This is a genomic window from Skermanella sp. TT6, assembly GCF_016653635.2.
Taxonomy (GTDB): domain Bacteria; phylum Pseudomonadota; class Alphaproteobacteria; order Azospirillales; family Azospirillaceae; genus Skermanella; species Skermanella cutis.
On sequence record NZ_CP067420.1, the window covers coordinates 5241262 to 5258707 of the forward strand.

General features: G+C 68.2%; 16 protein-coding genes and 1 tRNA gene. 10 read left to right on the forward strand and 7 right to left on the reverse strand.

Annotated features, from left to right (window positions below):
* The first annotated feature begins 17 nt into the window (after positions 1 to 17).
* The 3 genes from IGS68_RS24460 to IGS68_RS24470 all read left to right on the forward strand — a co-directional run bounded on the left by IGS68_RS24460 (position 18) and on the right by IGS68_RS24470 (position 2367).
* Entirely contained in the window at positions 18 to 1631 is a 1614-nt protein-coding gene (locus tag IGS68_RS24460; RefSeq protein ID WP_201074953.1) for a phosphoenolpyruvate carboxykinase, read from the forward strand.
* 69 nt (positions 1632 to 1700) lie between these two features.
* Positions 1701 to 2048, forward strand: a complete 348-nt coding sequence (locus IGS68_RS24465; RefSeq protein ID WP_201074957.1) for a ribbon-helix-helix protein, CopG family — start codon at positions 1701 to 1703, stop codon at positions 2046 to 2048.
* Between the two features lie 76 nt (positions 2049 to 2124).
* Positions 2125 to 2367: a hypothetical protein gene (locus IGS68_RS24470; protein ID WP_201074958.1), complete on the forward strand. Its 243-nt coding sequence runs from the start codon at positions 2125 to 2127 to the stop codon at positions 2365 to 2367.
* Positions 2368 to 2481: 114 nt separating this feature from the next.
* On the opposite strand, the gene infC is transcribed toward IGS68_RS24470, so the two are convergent.
* The 3 genes from infC to IGS68_RS24485 form a co-directional block, all read right to left on the reverse strand.
* Complete coding sequence (infC, locus tag IGS68_RS24475) at positions 2482 to 3081, reverse strand: translation initiation factor IF-3 (protein ID WP_201074960.1); 600 nt, start codon at positions 3079 to 3081, stop codon at positions 2482 to 2484.
* A 75-nt stretch (positions 3082 to 3156) separates the two neighbouring features.
* Positions 3157 to 5121, reverse strand: coding sequence for a threonine--tRNA ligase (gene thrS, locus IGS68_RS24480; protein ID WP_201074962.1), 1965 nt, complete (start codon positions 5119 to 5121; stop codon positions 3157 to 3159).
* 58 nt (positions 5122 to 5179) lie between these two features.
* A complete protein-coding gene (locus IGS68_RS24485) occupies positions 5180 to 6469 on the reverse strand; it encodes a glycosyltransferase family 4 protein (RefSeq protein ID WP_201074964.1) in 1290 nt (429 codons plus the stop codon).
* 13 nt (positions 6470 to 6482) lie between these two features.
* On the opposite strand from IGS68_RS24485, the gene IGS68_RS24490 reads away from it, so the two are divergent.
* Positions 6483 to 7253 (forward strand): alpha/beta hydrolase, encoded by a 771-nt coding sequence (locus IGS68_RS24490; RefSeq protein WP_201074966.1) that lies wholly within the window; start codon positions 6483 to 6485, stop codon positions 7251 to 7253.
* Here IGS68_RS24490 and IGS68_RS24495 read toward each other — a convergent pair.
* Entirely contained in the window at positions 7240 to 7554 is a 315-nt protein-coding gene (locus tag IGS68_RS24495; protein ID WP_247881060.1) for a hypothetical protein, read from the reverse strand. The genes IGS68_RS24490 and IGS68_RS24495 overlap by 14 nt on opposite strands.
* A gap of 148 nt (positions 7555 to 7702) precedes the next feature.
* On the opposite strand from IGS68_RS24495, the gene IGS68_RS24500 reads away from it, so the two are divergent.
* Positions 7703 to 7792: transfer RNA gene (locus IGS68_RS24500), tRNA-Ser, on the forward strand.
* A gap of 415 nt (positions 7793 to 8207) precedes the next feature.
* On the opposite strand, the gene IGS68_RS24505 is transcribed toward IGS68_RS24500, so the two are convergent.
* The gene (locus IGS68_RS24505) at positions 8208 to 9071 is read right to left on the reverse strand and encodes a LysR substrate-binding domain-containing protein (protein ID WP_201074968.1); all 864 of its coding nucleotides are present in this window, start codon (positions 9069 to 9071) and stop codon (positions 8208 to 8210) included.
* Between the two features lie 96 nt (positions 9072 to 9167).
* Between IGS68_RS24505 and IGS68_RS24510 the strand changes: the two genes are divergently transcribed.
* Positions 9168 to 10148, forward strand: a complete 981-nt coding sequence (locus IGS68_RS24510; RefSeq protein ID WP_201074970.1) for a DMT family transporter — start codon at positions 9168 to 9170, stop codon at positions 10146 to 10148.
* Between the two features lie 62 nt (positions 10149 to 10210).
* Here the strand turns inward: IGS68_RS24510 and IGS68_RS24515 are convergent, their stop codons facing one another.
* Positions 10211 to 10681, reverse strand: coding sequence for a hypothetical protein (locus IGS68_RS24515; RefSeq protein WP_201074972.1), 471 nt, complete (start codon positions 10679 to 10681; stop codon positions 10211 to 10213).
* Positions 10682 to 10954: 273 nt separating this feature from the next.
* Here IGS68_RS24515 and IGS68_RS24520 point away from each other — a divergent pair, with 273 nt between their 5' ends.
* The gene (locus IGS68_RS24520) at positions 10955 to 13228 is read left to right on the forward strand and encodes a heavy metal translocating P-type ATPase (RefSeq protein WP_201074974.1); all 2274 of its coding nucleotides are present in this window, start codon (positions 10955 to 10957) and stop codon (positions 13226 to 13228) included.
* 248 nt (positions 13229 to 13476) lie between these two features.
* Here the strand turns inward: IGS68_RS24520 and cysE are convergent, their stop codons facing one another.
* Complete coding sequence (gene cysE, locus IGS68_RS24525) at positions 13477 to 14343, reverse strand: serine O-acetyltransferase (protein ID WP_247881061.1); 867 nt, start codon at positions 14341 to 14343, stop codon at positions 13477 to 13479.
* Positions 14344 to 14546: 203 nt separating this feature from the next.
* Between cysE and IGS68_RS24530 the strand changes: the two genes are divergently transcribed.
* From IGS68_RS24530 to IGS68_RS24540, 3 genes are all read left to right on the forward strand, one after another.
* On the forward strand, positions 14547 to 15164 hold the full coding sequence (locus IGS68_RS24530; protein WP_247881062.1) for a cation transporter: 618 nt from the start codon (positions 14547 to 14549) through the stop codon (positions 15162 to 15164).
* 115 nt (positions 15165 to 15279) lie between these two features.
* Positions 15280 to 16608 (forward strand): O-acetylhomoserine aminocarboxypropyltransferase/cysteine synthase family protein, encoded by a 1329-nt coding sequence (locus IGS68_RS24535; protein WP_201074985.1) that lies wholly within the window; start codon positions 15280 to 15282, stop codon positions 16606 to 16608.
* A gap of 87 nt (positions 16609 to 16695) precedes the next feature.
* Positions 16696 to 17406: a hypothetical protein gene (locus IGS68_RS24540; protein WP_201074987.1), complete on the forward strand. Its 711-nt coding sequence runs from the start codon at positions 16696 to 16698 to the stop codon at positions 17404 to 17406.
* The last annotated feature ends 40 nt before the right edge of the window (positions 17407 to 17446 follow it).

Below are 17446 nucleotides of genomic sequence, written 5' to 3' on the forward strand. Positions count from 1 at the left end.
GAAATAACGTGGAGAGAATGACCGTGAAGCAATTCGGACCGACCATCAGCAGCAACGGCCTCGACTATCTGGGCCTGTCCGGCCTCAAGGCGGCGCACTGGAACTACAGCGCGGCCGGGCTCTATGAACAGGCGCTGGTGAGGGGCGAGGCGACTCTCGCCAAGGGTGGACCGCTGGTGGCGATCACCGGTCAGCACACGGGCCGTTCGCCCAACGACAAGTTCATCGTGCAGGAGGACTCGACCAGCGGCGACATCTGGTGGGGCAACGTCAACAAGCCGATCACCGAGGAGCAGTTCGACCGGCTGCACGGCCGGGTCGCGGCCTACCTCCAGGGGCGCGAGGTGTTCGTCCAGGACCTCTACGCCGGCGCCGACCCGGAATACCGCCTGCCGGTGCGCATCGTCACCCAGCACGCCTGGCACAACCTGTTCGCCCAGAACATGTTCATCCGCCCGTCCGCCGAGGACCGGATGCATTTCGCGCCGGAGTTCACCGTGCTCCAGGTGCCCGACTTCAAGGCCGTGCCGGAGCGTGACGGCACCCGGTCCGACGTCTTCATCCTGTGCAACTTCGCGAAGCGCCTGATCCTGGTCGGCGGCACCTCCTATGCCGGCGAGATCAAGAAGGGCATCTTCAGCGTCATGAACTACCTGCTGCCGGCCCGCGGCGTGCTCCCCATGCACTGCTCGGCCAATATCGGGCCCCAGGGCGACACGGCGGTGTTCTTCGGCCTGTCCGGCACCGGCAAGACGACCCTGTCCGCCGACGGCAGCCGCACGCTGATCGGCGACGACGAGCACGGCTGGTCCGAGACCTCGGTCTTCAACTTCGAGGGCGGCTGCTACGCCAAGGTGATCCGCCTGAGCGCCGAGGCCGAGCCGGAGATCTACGCCACCACCAGCCGGTTCGGCACGATCCTGGAGAACGTCGTGATGGACCCGGACACCCGGGTGCTCGACCTGGACGACGGCCGCTACACCGAGAACACCCGCGCCTCCTACCCGCTCGACTTCATCCCCAACGTCAGCGACACCGGCATCGGCGGCATCCCGCAGAACATCGTGATGCTGACCGCCGACGCCTTCGGCGTGCTGCCGCCGATCAGCAAGCTGACGCCCGACCAGGCCATGTACCATTTCCTGTCCGGCTACACCGCGCGCGTCGCCGGGACGGAGAAGGGCGTGACCGAGCCGCAGGCCACCTTCTCGACCTGCTTCGGCGCCCCCTTCATGCCGCGCCACCCGGCGGTGTACGCCAAGCTGCTGGGCGACAAGATCGCCAAGCACGGCTCCAACGTCTGGCTGGTCAACACCGGCTGGTCGGGCGGCGCGTACGGCACCGGCAAGCGCATGTCGATCGGCCACACCCGCTCGCTGATCCGCGCGGCGCTGGAGGGCAACCTGGCCGACGCGCCGCACCGGCCCGACCCCAACTTCGGCCTGTTCATCCCCGAAGCCTGCCCGGACGTGCCGGCCGACGTGCTCCAGCCGAAGAACACCTGGCACGACAAGCGCGCGTACGACGAGACCGCCCGCGAAGTCGCCAAGCGCTTCGAAGCGAACTTCAAGCAGTTCGCCGACGAGGTCGAGCCGGGCGTCCGCGACGCCGGGATCAAGGCCGCGGCGTAAAACCGGCGGGGTACCAGGGACAGAATGAGGCCGGGGAGCACGCTCCCCGGCCTCTTTCGTTCGATCCGCATGGCCTTGATCGTCATCGATACCAACGTCTTCGTTGCCGGATTGCGCTCGGCCGGCGGGGCCGCTCGCGAAGTCTTGCGGCGGACGCTACAAGATGACGCCGGCCGAATGCCTGGAGCTTTTGCCATGAGCAAGCTGACGATCCGATTGACCGACGATACCGCCGAACGGCTCGAGGCGCTGGCCCGCAGCCGTGAACTCAGCGTGAACGGCCGGATCGAGGAGATGAGCGTCCAAGCGCTGGCGGCATGGGACGCGGAACGCCGTTTCAGATCGATGGCGGCCGAAGGAGATACAACGCAGGCCCTGTCGATCCTGGAGCGGCTGGATCCTCGGTCCGCCGAATAGGCTAGGCGCCCTAACCGGAACAACCACACCCCCCACGTGTTCGTGAAGCAACGCAGACAATTCGAAAGGTTGCTTCATGTTTTCCCTGACCGGTTCGGGTCTTCGACGTGCCGCCCTGGGTGCTTTCCTGGTCCTGGGCGTCCCCATGCTCGCGGCCTGCGATAACGAAGGCCCGGCGGAACGTGCGGGCGAGTCGATCGACAACAGCGTCAGCAACGCCGCCAAGCAGACCGGCGAGGCGATGGAGAACATCGGCAATGCCATCCAGGACAAGAGCCAGGAAGTGCGCCGGGACATGAACGACGACAAGCCCAACTGACCGGGCGACGACGTCGCACCATCCCCCCGAAAACGCGAAAGCCCGCCGAACGGCGGGCTTTCGTACGTTTGCGGCCTGGGAGCGGATCTCCCCAGGACCAATCCGGTCAACGCGTCATTTGGGAGCCAGGACCATGATCATCTGGCGGCCTTCCAGCTTGGGCATCTGCTCGACCTTGGCCATTTCCTGGAGATCGTCGCGCACCTTGACCAGCACGTTCATGCCAAGGTCCTGGTGAGCCATCTCGCGGCCGCGGAAGCGCATGGTGACCTTCACCTTGTCGCCTTCCTCAAGGAACCGACGGGCGCTGCGCATCTTGACGTCATAGTCGTTGTCATCGATGTTAGGACGCATCTTGATTTCCTTAACCTCGATGATCTTCTGCTTCTTGCGCGCCTCGTTGGCCCGTTTCTGCGCCTCGTACTTGAACTTGCCATAGTCGAGGATCTTGCACACCGGCGGATCCGCATTCGGGGAGACCTCGACGAGGTCGAGCCCTGCTTCTTCCGCGGCGATCAGCGCCTCGCGGAGCGAAACGACCCCGACCATTTCGCCGGCGGCATCCACCAGGCGGACGGAGCGGACATTGATTTCCCGATTGACCCGCGGCCCATCACGGGACGGTGTGGAGTCGGCATTTGGTCTGGCTATGGAATAGTCTCCCTCGTTGAAACCGGCACCCGGCGTTTCGGTCAGTCCCGGGCGGGGGCTCATGACCCGCCGGGACCCAGGCAACCGGTATTGTAGTCATCCCAGGCCACGAACGACCTGACCTGGATCACTCCAGGATTAGAATGGTGATTCCGGCGCGAGATTGCCAAGAGGCGACCTCGCTTCGGCCACAATTGTATTGACAGCGGCGTCGAGAGCAAGAACTTCCTGATCCTTGCCGCCCAGACGGCGCAATGCCACGGTCCGCTCCTCGGCCTCGCGCTTGCCCACCACCACCATCAAGGGCACCTTCGCGAGGCTGTGTTCGCGGACCTTGAAGTTGATCTTCTCGTTCCGGGTGTCAAGCTCCACCCTGACTCCGGCCCGGCGAAGCTCGTTGGCCACCTCGGCGGCATACCCGTCCGCCTCGTTGGTGATGGTCGCCACGACCGCCTGGAGCGGAGCCAGCCAGAGCGGGAACTTGCCGGCGTAGTGCTCGATCAGCATGCCGATGAAGCGCTCCATCGACCCCAGGATGGCCCGGTGGAGCATGACCGGCCGGTGCCGCTGGCCGTCCTCGCCGACATACTCCGCGTCCAGCCGCTCCGGCAGGACGAAGTCCACCTGCAGGGTGCCGCACTGCCAGTCGCGGCCGATCGCGTCGCGCAGCACGAACTCCAGCTTCGGGCCGTAGAAGGCGCCCTCGCCGGGGTTCATGGTATAGGGCAGGCCGGCGGCCTCGATCGCCTCGCGCAGCGCCGCCTCTGCGCGGTCCCACACCTCGTCGGTGCCGGCGCGGGTCTCCGGGCGGTCCGAGAACTTCACCGACACGTCGGTGAAGCCCAGGTCCTTGTAGACGCTGAGCAGCAGGTCGCAGAAGGCGATGCTCTCCGACGTGATCTGCTCCGGCGTGCAGAAGATGTGCGCGTCGTCCTGGGTGAAGGCGCGCACCCGCATGATGCCGTGCAGGCTGCCCGACGGCTCGTTGCGGTGGCACGAGCCGAACTCGGCCATGCGGAGCGGCAGGTCGCGGTAGCTCGTGATCCCCTGCTTGTAGATCTGGACATGGGCCGGGCAGTTCATCGGCTTCAGTGCCAGCACCTTCTCGTCGTCGGCGTTGGCGGTGAACATCGCCTCGCGGAACTTCTCCCAGTGGCCCGAGGCCACCCAGAGCGCCCGGTCGATCAGCTGCGGCGTCTTGACCTCGACATAGCCGGACCGCTGCAGCCGCGCGCGGACATAGTTCTCCAGCGTGCGCCACAGGGTATAGCCCTTGTCGTGCCAGAAGACGCTGCCGACCGCCTCCTCCTGGAGGTGGAACAGGTCCATCTCCCGGCCGAGCCGCCGGTGGTCGCGCTTCTCCGCCTCTTCCAGCTGGTGCAGGTGGGCCTTCAGCTCCTTCTCGTCGCGCCAAGCCGTGCCGTAGATGCGCTGGAGCATCTCGTTGCGGTGGTCGCCGCGCCAGTAGGCGCCCGCCACCTTCATCAGCTTGAATCCCTGGCCGAGCCGGCCGGTGGACGGCATGTGCGGCCCGCGGCACAGGTCCAGCCACTCGCCCTGGCGGTAGACCGTGATGGTCTCCGTCTCCGGCAGGTCGCGGATGATCTCGGCCTTGTACTTCTCGCCCCGCGCCTCGAAGAAGCGGATCGCCTCGTCCCGGTCCCATGCCTCGCAGGTGAAGGGCGCGTCCCGGGACACGATCTCGCGCATCTTCGCCTCGATCCGCTCGAGGTCGTCGGGCGTGAACGGCTCCGCTCGGGCGAAGTCGTAATAGAAGCCATTGGCGATCGCCGGGCCGATCGTGACCTGCGTGCCGGGATACAGCGTCTGGACGGCTTCCGCCATGACATGGGCGGCGTCGTGCCGGATCAGGCCGAGGACGTCCGGATGGTCGCGGGTGACGATCTCGACGGCGGCGTCCGAAGTGATGCGGGTGGCGAGGTCGCGGAGATTGCCGTCGACCTTCACGGCAAGCGCGTCCTTGGCCAGCCGCTTGCCGATCGATTCGGCGATCTGCCGGCCCGTCACCGGGGCATCATAGTCGCGCACGCTGCCGTCCGGCAGGGTGACGGCGACTTTCTGGATCTGTTCAGCCGTCTGCATCGTCAGAAAACAATCATCCCAATAAAGATGCCGCACTCTAGGCGCATTGCCGGTCGAGTCAAGCTTGGCGCGGCCCGCCGGAACCAGTGCCTTCGCCGCCGTTCCCCGCCGCCCGTTCCGCCATCAGCTCGCCATAGACGGCCAGGGTGTCGCGGCACATGCGGTCCCGGGTGAAGCGGCTGTTGACATAGGCCATGGCGCGCTCGCCCAGCACGGCCCTCTGGTCCGCGTCCAGGGCCAGCGCCTCGCCGAGCGCCTCCGCCAGGGCATCGGCGTCGTTCGGCGGGACCACCCAGGCCGTCTCGCCGGCGACCACGGTCTCGCGCACGGCCCCGTGGTTGGTCACGATCACCGGCCGGCCCATGGCCTGGGCCTCGACGATGACCCGGCCGAAGGCCTCCGGATCGCTGGACGCGGAGACCACCACGTCGGCCAGCATGTAGGCGGCCGCCATGTCGTTGCAATGGTCCACCAGCCGGACGACGCCTTCCAGCCCCAGGCGGCGCACCTGCTCCTCCAGCTCCTGGCGATAGCCGGCGCGTCCCTGGTCGGACCCGACCATCAGGCAGCAGACGTCCTTGCGGCCCAGCCGGGCGAGCGCGTCGATCAGCACGGTCTGGCCCTTCCACCGGGTCAGCCGGCCCGGCAGCATGATCACCTGATGGCCGTCGGGCAGCCGCCACGCGCGGGCCAGCTGGATCACCCGCTCGGGGCTGACCCGGTCGGGCGCGAAGCCGTTGGAATCGATCCCGCGGTGGATCACCCGGATGCGGTCCGGGTCGATCCGGTAGTTGGTCAGGATATGGTCGCGGATGAACTCGGAGATGGCGATCACCCGGTCGCCCCGCGCCATGACCGAATTGTAGAAGCGCTTCGACTTGCCCGAGAAGTTGTAGGGGGCATGGAAGGTCGTCATGAACGGCACGCCGGTCCGCCGCGCCGCGCCATAGGCGCTCCAGGCCGGCGCCCGGCTGCGCGCATGGACGATGTCGACCTTGTGCTCGCGGATGATCCGGCTCAGCCGGTCGACGTTGCGCCACAGGGTCAGCGGGTTCTTGCTGTCGAGCGGCAGCGTGAAATGCGGGATCCGCCAGCGTTCCAGCTCGCGCGCCATGGGTCCGCCGGCCGACGCGACCAGCGGCGTCCCCCCGGCATGGTGCAGCGCCGCCGCCACGTCGATGGCACCGCGCTCCGCGCCGCCGGTGACGAGGGCCGGCAGCACCTGAAGGACGACGGGCCGCCCCGGCGCCGAACCTGGCTCGTCCCGCCTAGCCTCCTCCGGCTTGGCCTCCTCCCGCCCGGAGTTGTCGTGCGGCCCGGCCGTGGTAGTGTTGTGTGCCCCGCTCATGGAATCTTTCGATATGACCGATCTGAACGCTTCGCCCGAAAATACCCTGGCGCATGAAGGCGCCACCATAGCCTATCGCCGCAGCGAAGGAAGCACTCCCGGCGTCATCTTCATGGGAGGCTTCAAATCGGACATGACCGGCACCAAGGCGGTCGCCCTGGAAAGCTTCTGCCGCGGCCGGGGCACGGCGTTCGTCCGGTTCGACTACCAGGGCCACGGCGCGTCGAGCGGCCGGTTCGAGGAAGGCTCGATCGGCCAATGGTCGCGCGACGCGCTGGCCGCGTTCGACCGGCTGACGGAGGGGCCGCAGGTCATCGTCGGCTCCTCCATGGGCGGCTGGATGATGCTGCTGACGGCGCTCGCCCGGCCGGAACGCGTCGCCGGCCTGGTCGGCATCGCCGCGGCGCCGGACTTCACCGAGGACCTGATCTGGTCCACCCTGGACGAGACCGACCGCGCCACGCTGACGGAGACCGGCACCTTGCTGAAGCCGTCCGACTACGGCGATCCCTATGCCTATACCCGCCTCCTGGTCGAGGACGGCCGGGACCACCTGCTGCTGCGCGGGACCATCCCGCTGACCTGCCCGGTGCGGCTGCTCCACGGCATGCGCGACGCCGACGTGCCGTGGCGCACCAGCCAGCGCATCGCGGAGCGGCTGGCCGGCGACGACGTGAGGATCACCCTGGTGAAGGACGGCGACCACCGCCTGTCGCGCGACCAGGACATCGCGCTGTTGTGCCGCACCGTCGGCGAGCTGCTGGACGGGCTCAGGACCGCCTGAGCGATCCCAGCGCCAGCAGCGCCAGCCCCGGCACCGCCAGCACAAGCGCTGCCGGCCACAGCAGGACGGTCAGGAGCACGGGATCCCACAGCTCCGGCATCAGATAGCGCTGCACCACCGCCTGGGTCAGGTTCAGGCTGCCGGGATGCAGGCGGTACCACAGCTCGCCGGCGGCGGAGAGATGCAGCCCGCCGGCCGCCGCCATCTGGCTCCCCATCTCGCTCCATTGCCACAGGTCCCAGCCCAACGCCGCGAGCCCCGCCAGCAGCAGGACCCCTCCGATCATTCTCAGGACGACCACTCGTTCCTCACCGCTGATTGACGCCGTGCCGGAACATGCGCCGCCACCCCGGGAGGCGCAACCGAACCCTTCTTCACTTTCCCGGGAGCCGACGTGAACGAAGTGCTTGAATCCGCCCCCGCCGTTGAGTATTTTCCGCGGCCTTGATGGAGGGGTGGCCGAGTGGTTGAAGGCGCACGCCTGGAAAGTGTGTATACCAGAAATGGTATCGCGGGTTCGAATCCCGCTCCCTCCGCCATCACTCAGAGATGCGCTACAACACACTGCGCTTCTCCGCCTTGCGCGGGGAACCGGCCGCAGTGGCGCACACGGTTCATTCAGCCGAAGAACTCGACGTTTTCCGGTGCTGGCCAGCGCTGATCGACACATGCCTTGCGGTGTGTGCGTTTTTAGTTGGATCGAAGACAGTGATTACGTCAGGGACACCGTCAGGGTCCGCACGACGACGATGACCGTCCGCCTCAGCGGGGCACTCCCCTTCTGAATGGGCAACCATGACCGCGATCCGCAACTCCGATCAACTCTCAGACGGGCTTTGAAAACGGTGCGGATCGCCGCACCCGTCAGTTGATCTACTGAGATTCCGTCTCCACCATCCTCATACTCTCCCGCCGTCGTAGCACGGATCGGGAGCGCACCCCCATGTCCCAGCCTCAAAGGCGGAAGTGGCGGACGATCGTTTCGGCAAGGAGATCCTGCGCCTTGCCGGCAGCCCCGGGTGCCCGGGCAATGACCAATTCATGGGCGGGCAGAGGCGGCAATCCCTCGTCCTGCCCGAGGATCCTCATGGCATCGGTGACGCGGGCGCGGTCGAGGATTCCGACGGCGAAGCCGCCCTCGATCGCCGCCTCGATGGCGGCGGATCCCGAGCTTGTCACGATCGTCCGCCACGAACGGCCGATCGCCGCCAAGGCATCGACCGCGGCGCTCCGGTAAGGGCAGCCGGAGCCGTGCAGGGCGAGGGGCACCGGGATATCCGCGGCGAGATGCGAACCGGCGCCCGCGACCCAGACGGGTTGCGTCGTGCCGAAAGCCGTGCCGCCGGGCCGGCGCGACTGGCCCGCGGGTTCCACGACGACGGCGAGATCCAGGCTGCCGCGCTCCAGCCGGTTCGCAAGCTCCCCGCTCGGACCGGTCTCGACCTCGAGTTCGACGGCGGGATGTTCAGCGGAGAAGAGGGGCAGAGCGTCGCGCAAGAGCCGGTGGGCATATTCCTCGGAGACGCCGAACCGCACCCGCCCGGTGGCCGCGGATGCGTCGAAGCCCGCGACGATCCGGTCATGGGCTTGCAGGAACTCGACGGTCTGGATCAGCAGGCTCCGCCCGGAGGGTGTCAGTGTCACCCCCTGGTTGTCGCGCTCGAACAGGCGCCGGCCGGCAAGCTCCTCGAGGCGGCGGACATGCGTGCTGACCGCCGAAGGGCTGCGGTTGAGATGGAGCGAAGCCGCGCGGAACTGCCGGAAACGGGCAATGGCGTGGAAGGTCCGAAGAAGCTCGATGTCGAGGGGCTGCGGCATAGTTCAATATTTTCGCATTACTGGTTCATTTAGTTTCGTTTGATTGAACTACCTCGCCACCCGAATGTCAACTCCATGACGGAAAGGAGCACAGTCATGGACAAGACAGTCAGGGGCAAGACAGTCAGGGGCGCGGCGAACGCATGGGCCACCACGGGACGGGCGGGAAACGCGGTGGGTCGCGCCGCTCCCCCGGCCTTCGTGCTTTTCGGGCTCCAGGCGGCCATGGTGGTCGCCTGGAGCGCGGGTTTCATCGGCTACCGCTTCGCGGCCGAGCATGCGCCGGCGTTCCTGGTCACGTTCTGGCGCTTCGCGTTGGCGGTCCCGCTGCTGCTGCCCTTCGCATTGCCGGCTCTCCGCGCGGCGCCGCGGGCGGCGATAGGCCGTCAGGCGCTGATCGGCGTCTTCGCCATCTGCGGTTATCTGGCGCCGATCGCGAAATCCATCGAGTACGGGGTTCCGGCGGGACTGGCGGCACTGGCCGCCGACCTGCTGCCCCTGGCGGTCGCGGGAATGGCGATCTTCCTGCCCGGACGGCGCACCGGTGGGCTGCGATGGATCGGCGTCGGCATCGGTGCCCTTGGCGTCGTGGCCGTGGCCGGCGAAAGCTTCCGGCTGGGTTCGGCACCGGTGTGGGCTTATGGCTTGCCGGTGCTGGGCATGCTGTCCCTGGCCGTCGCGACGCTGATCCAGGAGAGGATCGGCGGAACCGACCTGTCCCTGCCGATCTCGGCGACGCTCTTCATCCAGGTCTGCGTCAGCGTGCCGGTCTTCGGCATCCTGGCCCTGGTCGAGGGCGGCATCGCACCCGTCGCGAGTCCGACGTTCGGATTGAGCCTCCTGTGGCTCGTGCTGATCCCGACGCTGGGGGGATACGGACTGTACTGGGCATGCCTGCGCCTGGGTTCGGCCGAGAGCGCGAGCGGGGCGCTTTATCTCAGCCCGCCCGTAACCATGATCTGGGCGCATGCCGTCTTCGGGGAGCCGCTGTCACCGATGATGGCCGTCGGCATGTGCCTGTCGCTGGTCGGCTTGTTCTGCATCAATCGCGAGGCGGGCCGCGGAACCTCGCGATAGGACGCCTCGGGGAGAACACCGGGTTCATCCCGCCGGGATCGGAGAACAACCGCAGGCAGCCCCTACCAGGTCAGGGCCTGGACCTGCCTGATGACGTCGATGTCGTCCAGCTTCCGGTCGCTCTGCGCCTGGCTGAAGATCAAGAGCAGTTGATTGAGCCTGCTTGCCAGGGGGCCGGTGGTCGGGCGCGGGAAGGTCATGCCGGGGATGGCGTCGGCAAGCCTCTGCCGGATGTCGCGAATCTCCACGACCGCCTTGTCGTCCAGCCCTCCCTGGGCGGAGGCCGTCAGGCCCGCCGCCCGGATCAGGTGCTCCGCCACTTCCCGGTCGTTCATGGGCCGGTGGCAGGGAGCGGGAGGAAGGTCGGCGGTGACCGCTTCCGCCTCCGTGGCTTCCCGGGGAGAAAGGAACTGAAGTAGAGGGCCGAGATGGGCCATGAGAACATCGGTCGAATTGACGATGACTCCGGACCGCCCGTTGATCGACTGAAGTTTCGCGGCATGCTTCTCGATCAGGATGCGCGCCTTCGCCATCGAGCACGCAGCAACGGGTTTTGTCATATCTGTCACGACATAGACTGGAATATGCCTGATCGAAGAAAAGCCCACGATGACGCCCTCTTGTGTTGCGCGCCTACTGTGACAAAGAACTTTTTACGAGAGATTAAGGACAACTCGAATACAGATGGAGTCGAAGCGCCGCGTGCCGACGCACCATAGCGCAGCGACCGCGGCAAATAGCCCTTGACCTTCCCACGACTGGAAGCCCCATCCATATGGGGTTACAGAGAAGCCGAGAGGTCAGCCATGGCTTACGCCGCAATCCGAACCGACAATCCACCCGATGCCGGACAGGCCGAATTCGACCTGTCGATCGAGGGCATGACCTGCGCGTCGTGCGTGGGCCGGGTGGAAAAGGCGCTGCGCCGGGTGCCCGGCGTCACCGAGGCGTCGGTCAACCTGGCGACCGAGCGGGCGCACGTGGTCGGCAGCGGCCTCGACGGGGAAACCCTGGTCGCCGCGGTGGACCGCACCGGCTTCCGGGCCGCCCCTATCGCCGCCGAGGAACCAAGCGCCGGCCGCAAGGCGGTGGCAGAGGCGCGCGACCGGTCGCGGCAGGACCTGACGCGGGTAATGATCGCCGCGGCCCTGTCGCTTCCCCTGGTCGCCGGGATGGCCGGCGACATGGCCGGGCTCGACGTCATGCCGCCGGGCTGGCTCCAGTTCGCGCTGGCGACGCCGGTCCAGTTCTGGCTGGGCTGGCGGTTCTACGTCGCGGCCTTCAAGGCCGTTCGCGCGGGCGCCGGCAACATGGACCTGCTGGTCGCGATCGGCACCTCGGCCGCCTGGGGGCTGAGCACCTACCTGCTGCTGGTCCAGTACATGGCGGCCCTGGGACCGGCGGATCACGGCGGCCACGCGCCGCACCTCTATTACGAGGCGTCGGCCGTGCTGATCACCTTCATCCTGCTGGGCAAGTGGCTGGAGAGCCGGGCCAAGGGCCAGACCGCCGCGGCGATCCGGGCGTTGATGGACCTGCGGCCCGACACCGCCCGCGTGCGCCGCGACGGGGTGGAGCACGAGGTCGCGGTCGAGCGGGTCCGGGTCGGCGACATCGTGGTGGTCCGCCCCGGCGAGCGGATCCCGGTGGACGGAAGGGTGCGCGAGGGCGAGGGCTCGGTCGACGAAAGCATGCTGACCGGCGAGAGCCTGCCGGTGGAGAAGGCGCCGGGTTCGGCGGTCACGGGCGGATCGATCGACGTGGACGGCATGCTCGCGGTGGAGACCACGGCGGTCGGATCGGAGACCATGCTCGCCCGCATCGTCCGCATGGTCGAAGGCGCCCAGGCATCCAAGGCGCCGATCCAGCGGACGGTGGACCGGGTCAGCGCCGTCTTCGTCCCGATCGTGCTGGTGATCGCCGCCGTGACCTTCGCCGCGTGGTGGGCGCTCGGCGGCGACCTGGAGGCGGCGATCCTGACCGCCGTGTCGGTGCTGGTGATCGCCTGCCCCTGCGCGCTCGGCCTCGCCACCCCGACGGCGATCATGGTCGGCACCGGATCCGCCGCGCGCCACGGCATCCTGATCAAGGACGCCGAGGCGCTGGAACGCGCCCATGCGGTCACCACCGTCGCCTTCGACAAGACCGGCACCCTGACCGAGGGCAAGCCGCGGGTGACCGACTTGGTCCCGTCAGCCGGCGTAGGCCGCGGCGAGTTGCTGCGGCTGGCAGCCTCGCTCCAGCAGGGCAGCGAGCATCCGCTGGCCCGCGCCGTGCGCGACCTGGCCGGTGCCGAGGGCGCCGCGGCCGTGCCGGCGGCCGGCTTCAAGGCGCTCGCCGGGCGCGGCGTCTCGGGCCGGGTAGAGGGCCGCTCCCTGCTGCTCGGCACCCGCCGGCTGCTGGCGGAGACCGGATTGTCCCTGGGAGCGCTGGAGCAGCGGGCCGATGCGCTGGAAGCGTCGGGCCGCACGGTGTCCTGGCTGGCCGAGGCGGCGCCGCAGTCCCGCGTGCTGGGGCTGGTAGCGTTCGGAGACACGGTCAAGGCGGGTGCCCGGGAGGCCGTCGCGGCGCTGCATGCCCGCGGGATCGAGGCGGTGATGGTGACCGGCGACAGCGCGGGCGCCGCCGGCGCCGTGGCGCGGGAGCTGGGGATCGACCGGGTCTTCGCCGAGGTCCTGCCCGGCGACAAGGCCGACGTGGTGGCCCGGCTGAAGGCGGAGGGGAAGACCGTCGCCATGGTCGGCGACGGCATCAACGACGCGCCGGCCCTGGCCTCCGCCGATGTCGGGATCGCCATGGCGACCGGCACCGACGTCGCCATGCACACGGCCGGCGTCACGCTGATGCGCGGCGACCCGGCCCTGGTGGCGGGATCGCTCGACGTGTCCAGACGGACCTACGCCAAGATCCGGCAGGGGCTGTTCTGGGCCTTCGCCTACAACGTGGTGGGCATCCCGCTGGCGGCGCTGGGCTATCTCAGCCCCGTCCTAGCCGGCGCCGCCATGGCGCTCAGCTCCGTCAGCGTGGTCGCCAACGCGCTGACGCTCCGGGGCTGGATGCCGACCCGGAGCGGACGATGACCATGGGTATCCCGGTAGGTCGGCCTCGGCCGCAGGCCGGCGCCGACACCATGGCCGGAACGCTGGGGCTGTACCCGATCAGGTCGATCCGCCCGAGACGGCCGATCCGATGCGTTGCGCCATGGGCGCAACCTACGATCGTCGGCCCGCATCACCTCGGCCCTGCATCGAGCCGTAGGTTGCGCCCATGGCGCGACACGGTGCGGAGAGTGGAACGTCCGGCCGCGAGGACCGGATCGGGTACCGCACTAGATGCTGTAGTCGGGCTCCGGCAGGCTCTGGTCCATCGCCAGGGCCGCCGCCGGGCCGCTGCACCAGCCGACGACCTTGGCCGGCACGCCGACCACCGTGGCGCACTCGGGGACCTCCTTCAGCACCACGCTGCCGGCGCCGACCTTGGCGCCGCGTCCGATCACGATGTTGCCCAGGATCTTGGCGCCGGCCGACAGCAGCACGCCGTCGCGCACCTTGGGGTGGCGGTCGCCGTGCTCCTTGCCGGTACCGCCCAGGGTCACCTCCTGGAGGATCGAGACGTTGTTGCCGATCTCCGCAGTCTCTCCGACGACCAGTCCGGTGCCGTGGTCGATGAAGACGCCGCGGCCGACCGGCACCGCCGGGTGGATGTCGATCGCGAATACCTCCGACACCCGGCTCTGAAGGAAATGGGCGAGGCTGTGGCGACCGTGGGTCCACAGCCAGTGGCCGATCCTGTGCCACTGGAGCGCGTGGAAGCCCTTGAAGTAGAGGAACGGCGTCAGATAGCTGTCGGCGGCCGGGTCGCGCTCCAGGATCGCGATCAGGTCGGCGGCGCCGGCCTCGACGATGTCGGGGTCATCGGACAGCGCTTCGTGCGCCAGCCGCTCAAGCCGCTCGGACGGCATGTTCCTGTCGCCCAGCTTGTGGGCGAGGAGCGCTCCCAGGGCGCCGGCATAATCGTCGTGGAACAGGACCGCGCCATGGATGAAGCCGCGCAGGATCTCCTCCTCCGAGGAGATGCGGACCGCGTCGGCGCGCAGAAGTCCCCAGACCATGTCGCTGGCGCGCGAGGCCGGCCGTGAAGCCGCTTCATCCCCTGGCGCTGCGAATTCCGGTACTGCAAACTGTACTTCACTCATGGACCCGGTGCTCCCAAGCGCGGCGACATCATGACCGGACCGGACCGCGCCGCGACGGCCGACATAGGAACGGAAAATAAGGTCTTCCGGTCCCGAAGCAATGTCGATCGTCACAGCCGATGGAAAAGTCGTTACACTGAAGAAAGAGGATCGCCATGGCTGCGGGCTGCTGCAACGGCGGATGTTCATCCGCCAAGCCTCCGGTGGACAAGATTTATCGCCGCGTCCTGTGGACAGCCCTGGCGATCAATTCCGGCATGTTCCTGACGGAACTGGCGGCGAGCGCTGCGGCCGACTCGGTCTCGCTGCTCGCCGACTCGGTCGATTTCCTGGCCGACGCGGCGAACTACGCGATCTCCCTGCTGGTGCTCGGCATGGCGCTCCGGTGGCGCGCCCGCGCGGCCCTGCTGAAGGGAGTCTCGCTGGGAGCGGTCGGGCTGCTGGTGGCGTTCCAGACCGCCTGGAACGCCTTCAACCAGACCGTTCCGGAAGCCGGGATCATGGGTGCCGTCGGCGCGCTGGCACTGGCGGCCAACATCGCCTGCGCGCTGCTCCTGTATTTCCACCGCGAGGGCGACAGCAACCGCCGCTCAGTCTGGATCTGCTCTCGCAACGACGCCATCGCCAACCTCGCCGTCATGGCCGCGGCCCTGGGCGTGTTCGGCACCGGCACCGGCTGGCCCGACATCGCCGTGGCCGCCATCATGGCGACCCTGGCGGTCTGGGGCGCCGCGCAGATCATCCGCCACGCCCGAGAGGAACTGGCCGGCATCGCCTCGGCCATGCCCGCCGAGAAAATACACAACGTCCCTGCTGAATAGGTTCAATTCACAAAAGAAGATACCCAGCCGGCCGGCGATCCTGTAGCTTGGGCCTCCATGACCCACGGGCACCGAAGGATCCCGTGGGCAGGCCAGAAGAGAGGAACCGCAAGCCATGAGCGCCACCGGCAAGACCCCCGATTCCCCCAACCCCGGCGCCCCGCACCCCGAGACGCTGGTGCTGCATGCCGGATACCGGTCCGACCCGGCGACCGGCGCCGTCGCGGTGCCGATCTACCAGACAACGTCGTACCAGTTCGAGCACACCGAGCACGCCGCCAACCTGTTCGCCCTCAAGGAACTGGGCAACATCTACACCCGGATCATGAATCCCACGACCGACGTGCTGGAGAAGCGCATCGCGGCCCTGGAGGGCGGCGTCGCGGCGCTGGCGGTCAGTTCGGGACAGGCGGCCTCGGCCCTGGCGGTGCAGAACCTGGCGCAGGCGGGCGACAACATCGTCAGCTCGACCAACCTGTACGGCGGAACCTGGAACCTGTTCGCCAATACCCTGAAGCAGCAGGGCATCGAGGTCCGGTTCGTCGATCCGGCCGACCCGGAGAATTTCCGCCGCGCCACCGACGACCGCACCCGCGCCTACTATGCCGAGACGCTGCCCAACCCCAAGCTGACCGTGTTCCCGATCCGCGAGGTCGCCGACATCGGCCGGCCGCTGGGCATCCCGCTGATCGTGGACAACACGGCGGCCCCGATCCTGGCCCGTCCATTCGACCACGGCGCCGCCGTCATCGTCTATTCGACCACCAAATATATCGGCGGCCACGGCACCTCGATCGGCGGCATGATCGTGGACGGCGGCAGCTTCGACTGGGCCGCCGACCCGGAACGCCAGCCGCTGCTGAACCAGCCCGATCCCAGCTACCACGGCGCCGTCTGGGTCGAGGCGGTCAAGGGGATCGGTCCCGTCGCCTACATCATCAAGGCGCGCACCACCCTGCTGCGCGACCTCGGCTGCGCGCTCAGCCCGTTCAACGCCTTCCAGATCCTCCAGGGGCTGGAGACGCTGCCGCTGCGCATCCGCGAGCACAGCCGGAACGCGGCCTCGGTCGCAGAGTATCTGTCCAGGCATCCCAGCGTGACCAAGGTGATCTATCCCGGCCTCCAGCAGGGGAACGAGCGCACGCGCGCGGACGCCTATCTCAAGGGCGGCTACGGCGGCCTGGTCGGCTTCGAGCTGCAGGGCGGCCGGGAGGCGGGCCGGCGCTTCATCGACAGCCTCAAGCTGCTCTACCACGTCGCCAACATCGGCGACGCGCGCAGCCTGGCGATCCACCCCGCCAGCACCACGCACTCGCAACTGTCGATCGAGGAGCAGTTCGCCACCGGCGTCAGCGAGGGCTATGTCCGCCTGTCGATCGGCATCGAGCATATCGACGACATCATCGCCGACCTGGAGCAGGCCCTGGGGCAGGCTGGAGGTTAAAGACTCCATAATCTCGATTGATTAAGTCGTGATTAGCTGGGATGATGGTCGGAGTTGAGAACGGACAACCACGGAGGAGGCATGCCGATGGATGCGACGATCATTCCCCTGACGTCGCGCCGGAGCAGTCAGCCGGGCGCGGAACCTGACTTCAACCCCGACCGCCATCTGGCCCTGGAGCCGCCGGCCTGGTCGCTGGACCTGTCCCCCGGCGGGGAGGCGGGACGGCGCCACCGGCCCCCGATCACGGCCCCTTTCCGGGTCCTGAGCCGGGACGGCGTCGCCGCGGCGGCGCGCCGGGGCGGCTCCGCCAAATTCCTGGCCGACCTGGCGCGCCATCCCGCCGTCGCCGGTGCCGTCGGAGGGCTGATGGGAACCCACGTGATCCCGGCGCCGGTCCGGACCGGCGAAAGCTCGGACCTGATCCTCAGCCTGGCCGACGACAGCGCGTGGCCGGCGGGTTTCGGCATGCTCCAGCTTCCCGGCACGGTGCTGCGCCAGACCGCCCGGATGCCGGCCGCCTATGCCCGCCTGACCTATGTCCCGGAGGACGCCCCCGTGACCCTTCGCGACCTGGAAGCGGGTGTCGGCGACGCCGAACGGGCACGGGTCGCCTGGATGCGCCACAAGGCGCTGGTCTCCCACCGCAAGCTGGGGCGGCTGCTGGACAGCCCCGATGCCGAATGCGACCGTCGGACCCTGGCCCATGAACTGTGGGAGGCCCTGTCCGACGCGGAGCAGGCGCTGGAGGCGCTGTCGTCGGAGTCGGAAGGGCTGGAGATCTTCTACGCGAGTTGAATCCGGCCGCGGGAGCATCCCCGGCCATGCCGCATGATAA

What these genes read in the sequence shown, in the direction of transcription:
- cysE (WP_247881061.1), bottom strand. Translation starts at nt 14,343, where the DNA reads ATGAGTGAAGTACAGTTTGCAGTACCGGAATTCGCAGCGCCAGGGGAT.
- IGS68_RS24505 (WP_201074968.1), bottom strand. Translation starts at nt 9,071, where the DNA reads ATGCCGCAGCCCCTCGACATCGAGCTTCTTCGGACCTTCCACGCCATT.
- thrS (WP_201074962.1), bottom strand. Translation starts at nt 5,121, where the DNA reads ATGCAGACGGCTGAACAGATCCAGAAAGTCGCCGTCACCCTGCCGGAC.
- IGS68_RS24465 (WP_201074957.1), top strand. Translation starts at nt 1,701, where the DNA reads ATGGCCTTGATCGTCATCGATACCAACGTCTTCGTTGCCGGATTGCGC.
- IGS68_RS24535 (WP_201074985.1), top strand. Translation starts at nt 15,280, where the DNA reads ATGAGCGCCACCGGCAAGACCCCCGATTCCCCCAACCCCGGCGCCCCG.
- IGS68_RS24460 (WP_201074953.1), top strand. Translation starts at nt 18, where the DNA reads ATGACCGTGAAGCAATTCGGACCGACCATCAGCAGCAACGGCCTCGAC.
- infC (WP_201074960.1), bottom strand. Translation starts at nt 3,081, where the DNA reads ATGAGCCCCCGCCCGGGACTGACCGAAACGCCGGGTGCCGGTTTCAAC.
- IGS68_RS24485 (WP_201074964.1), bottom strand. Translation starts at nt 6,469, where the DNA reads ATGAGCGGGGCACACAACACTACCACGGCCGGGCCGCACGACAACTCC.
- IGS68_RS24510 (WP_201074970.1), top strand. Translation starts at nt 9,168, where the DNA reads ATGGACAAGACAGTCAGGGGCAAGACAGTCAGGGGCGCGGCGAACGCA.
- IGS68_RS24515 (WP_201074972.1), bottom strand. Translation starts at nt 10,681, where the DNA reads ATGGCGAAGGCGCGCATCCTGATCGAGAAGCATGCCGCGAAACTTCAG.
- IGS68_RS24490 (WP_201074966.1), top strand. Translation starts at nt 6,483, where the DNA reads ATGACCGATCTGAACGCTTCGCCCGAAAATACCCTGGCGCATGAAGGC.
- IGS68_RS24470 (WP_201074958.1), top strand. Translation starts at nt 2,125, where the DNA reads ATGTTTTCCCTGACCGGTTCGGGTCTTCGACGTGCCGCCCTGGGTGCT.
- IGS68_RS24520 (WP_201074974.1), top strand. Translation starts at nt 10,955, where the DNA reads ATGGCTTACGCCGCAATCCGAACCGACAATCCACCCGATGCCGGACAG.
- IGS68_RS24540 (WP_201074987.1), top strand. Translation starts at nt 16,696, where the DNA reads ATGGATGCGACGATCATTCCCCTGACGTCGCGCCGGAGCAGTCAGCCG.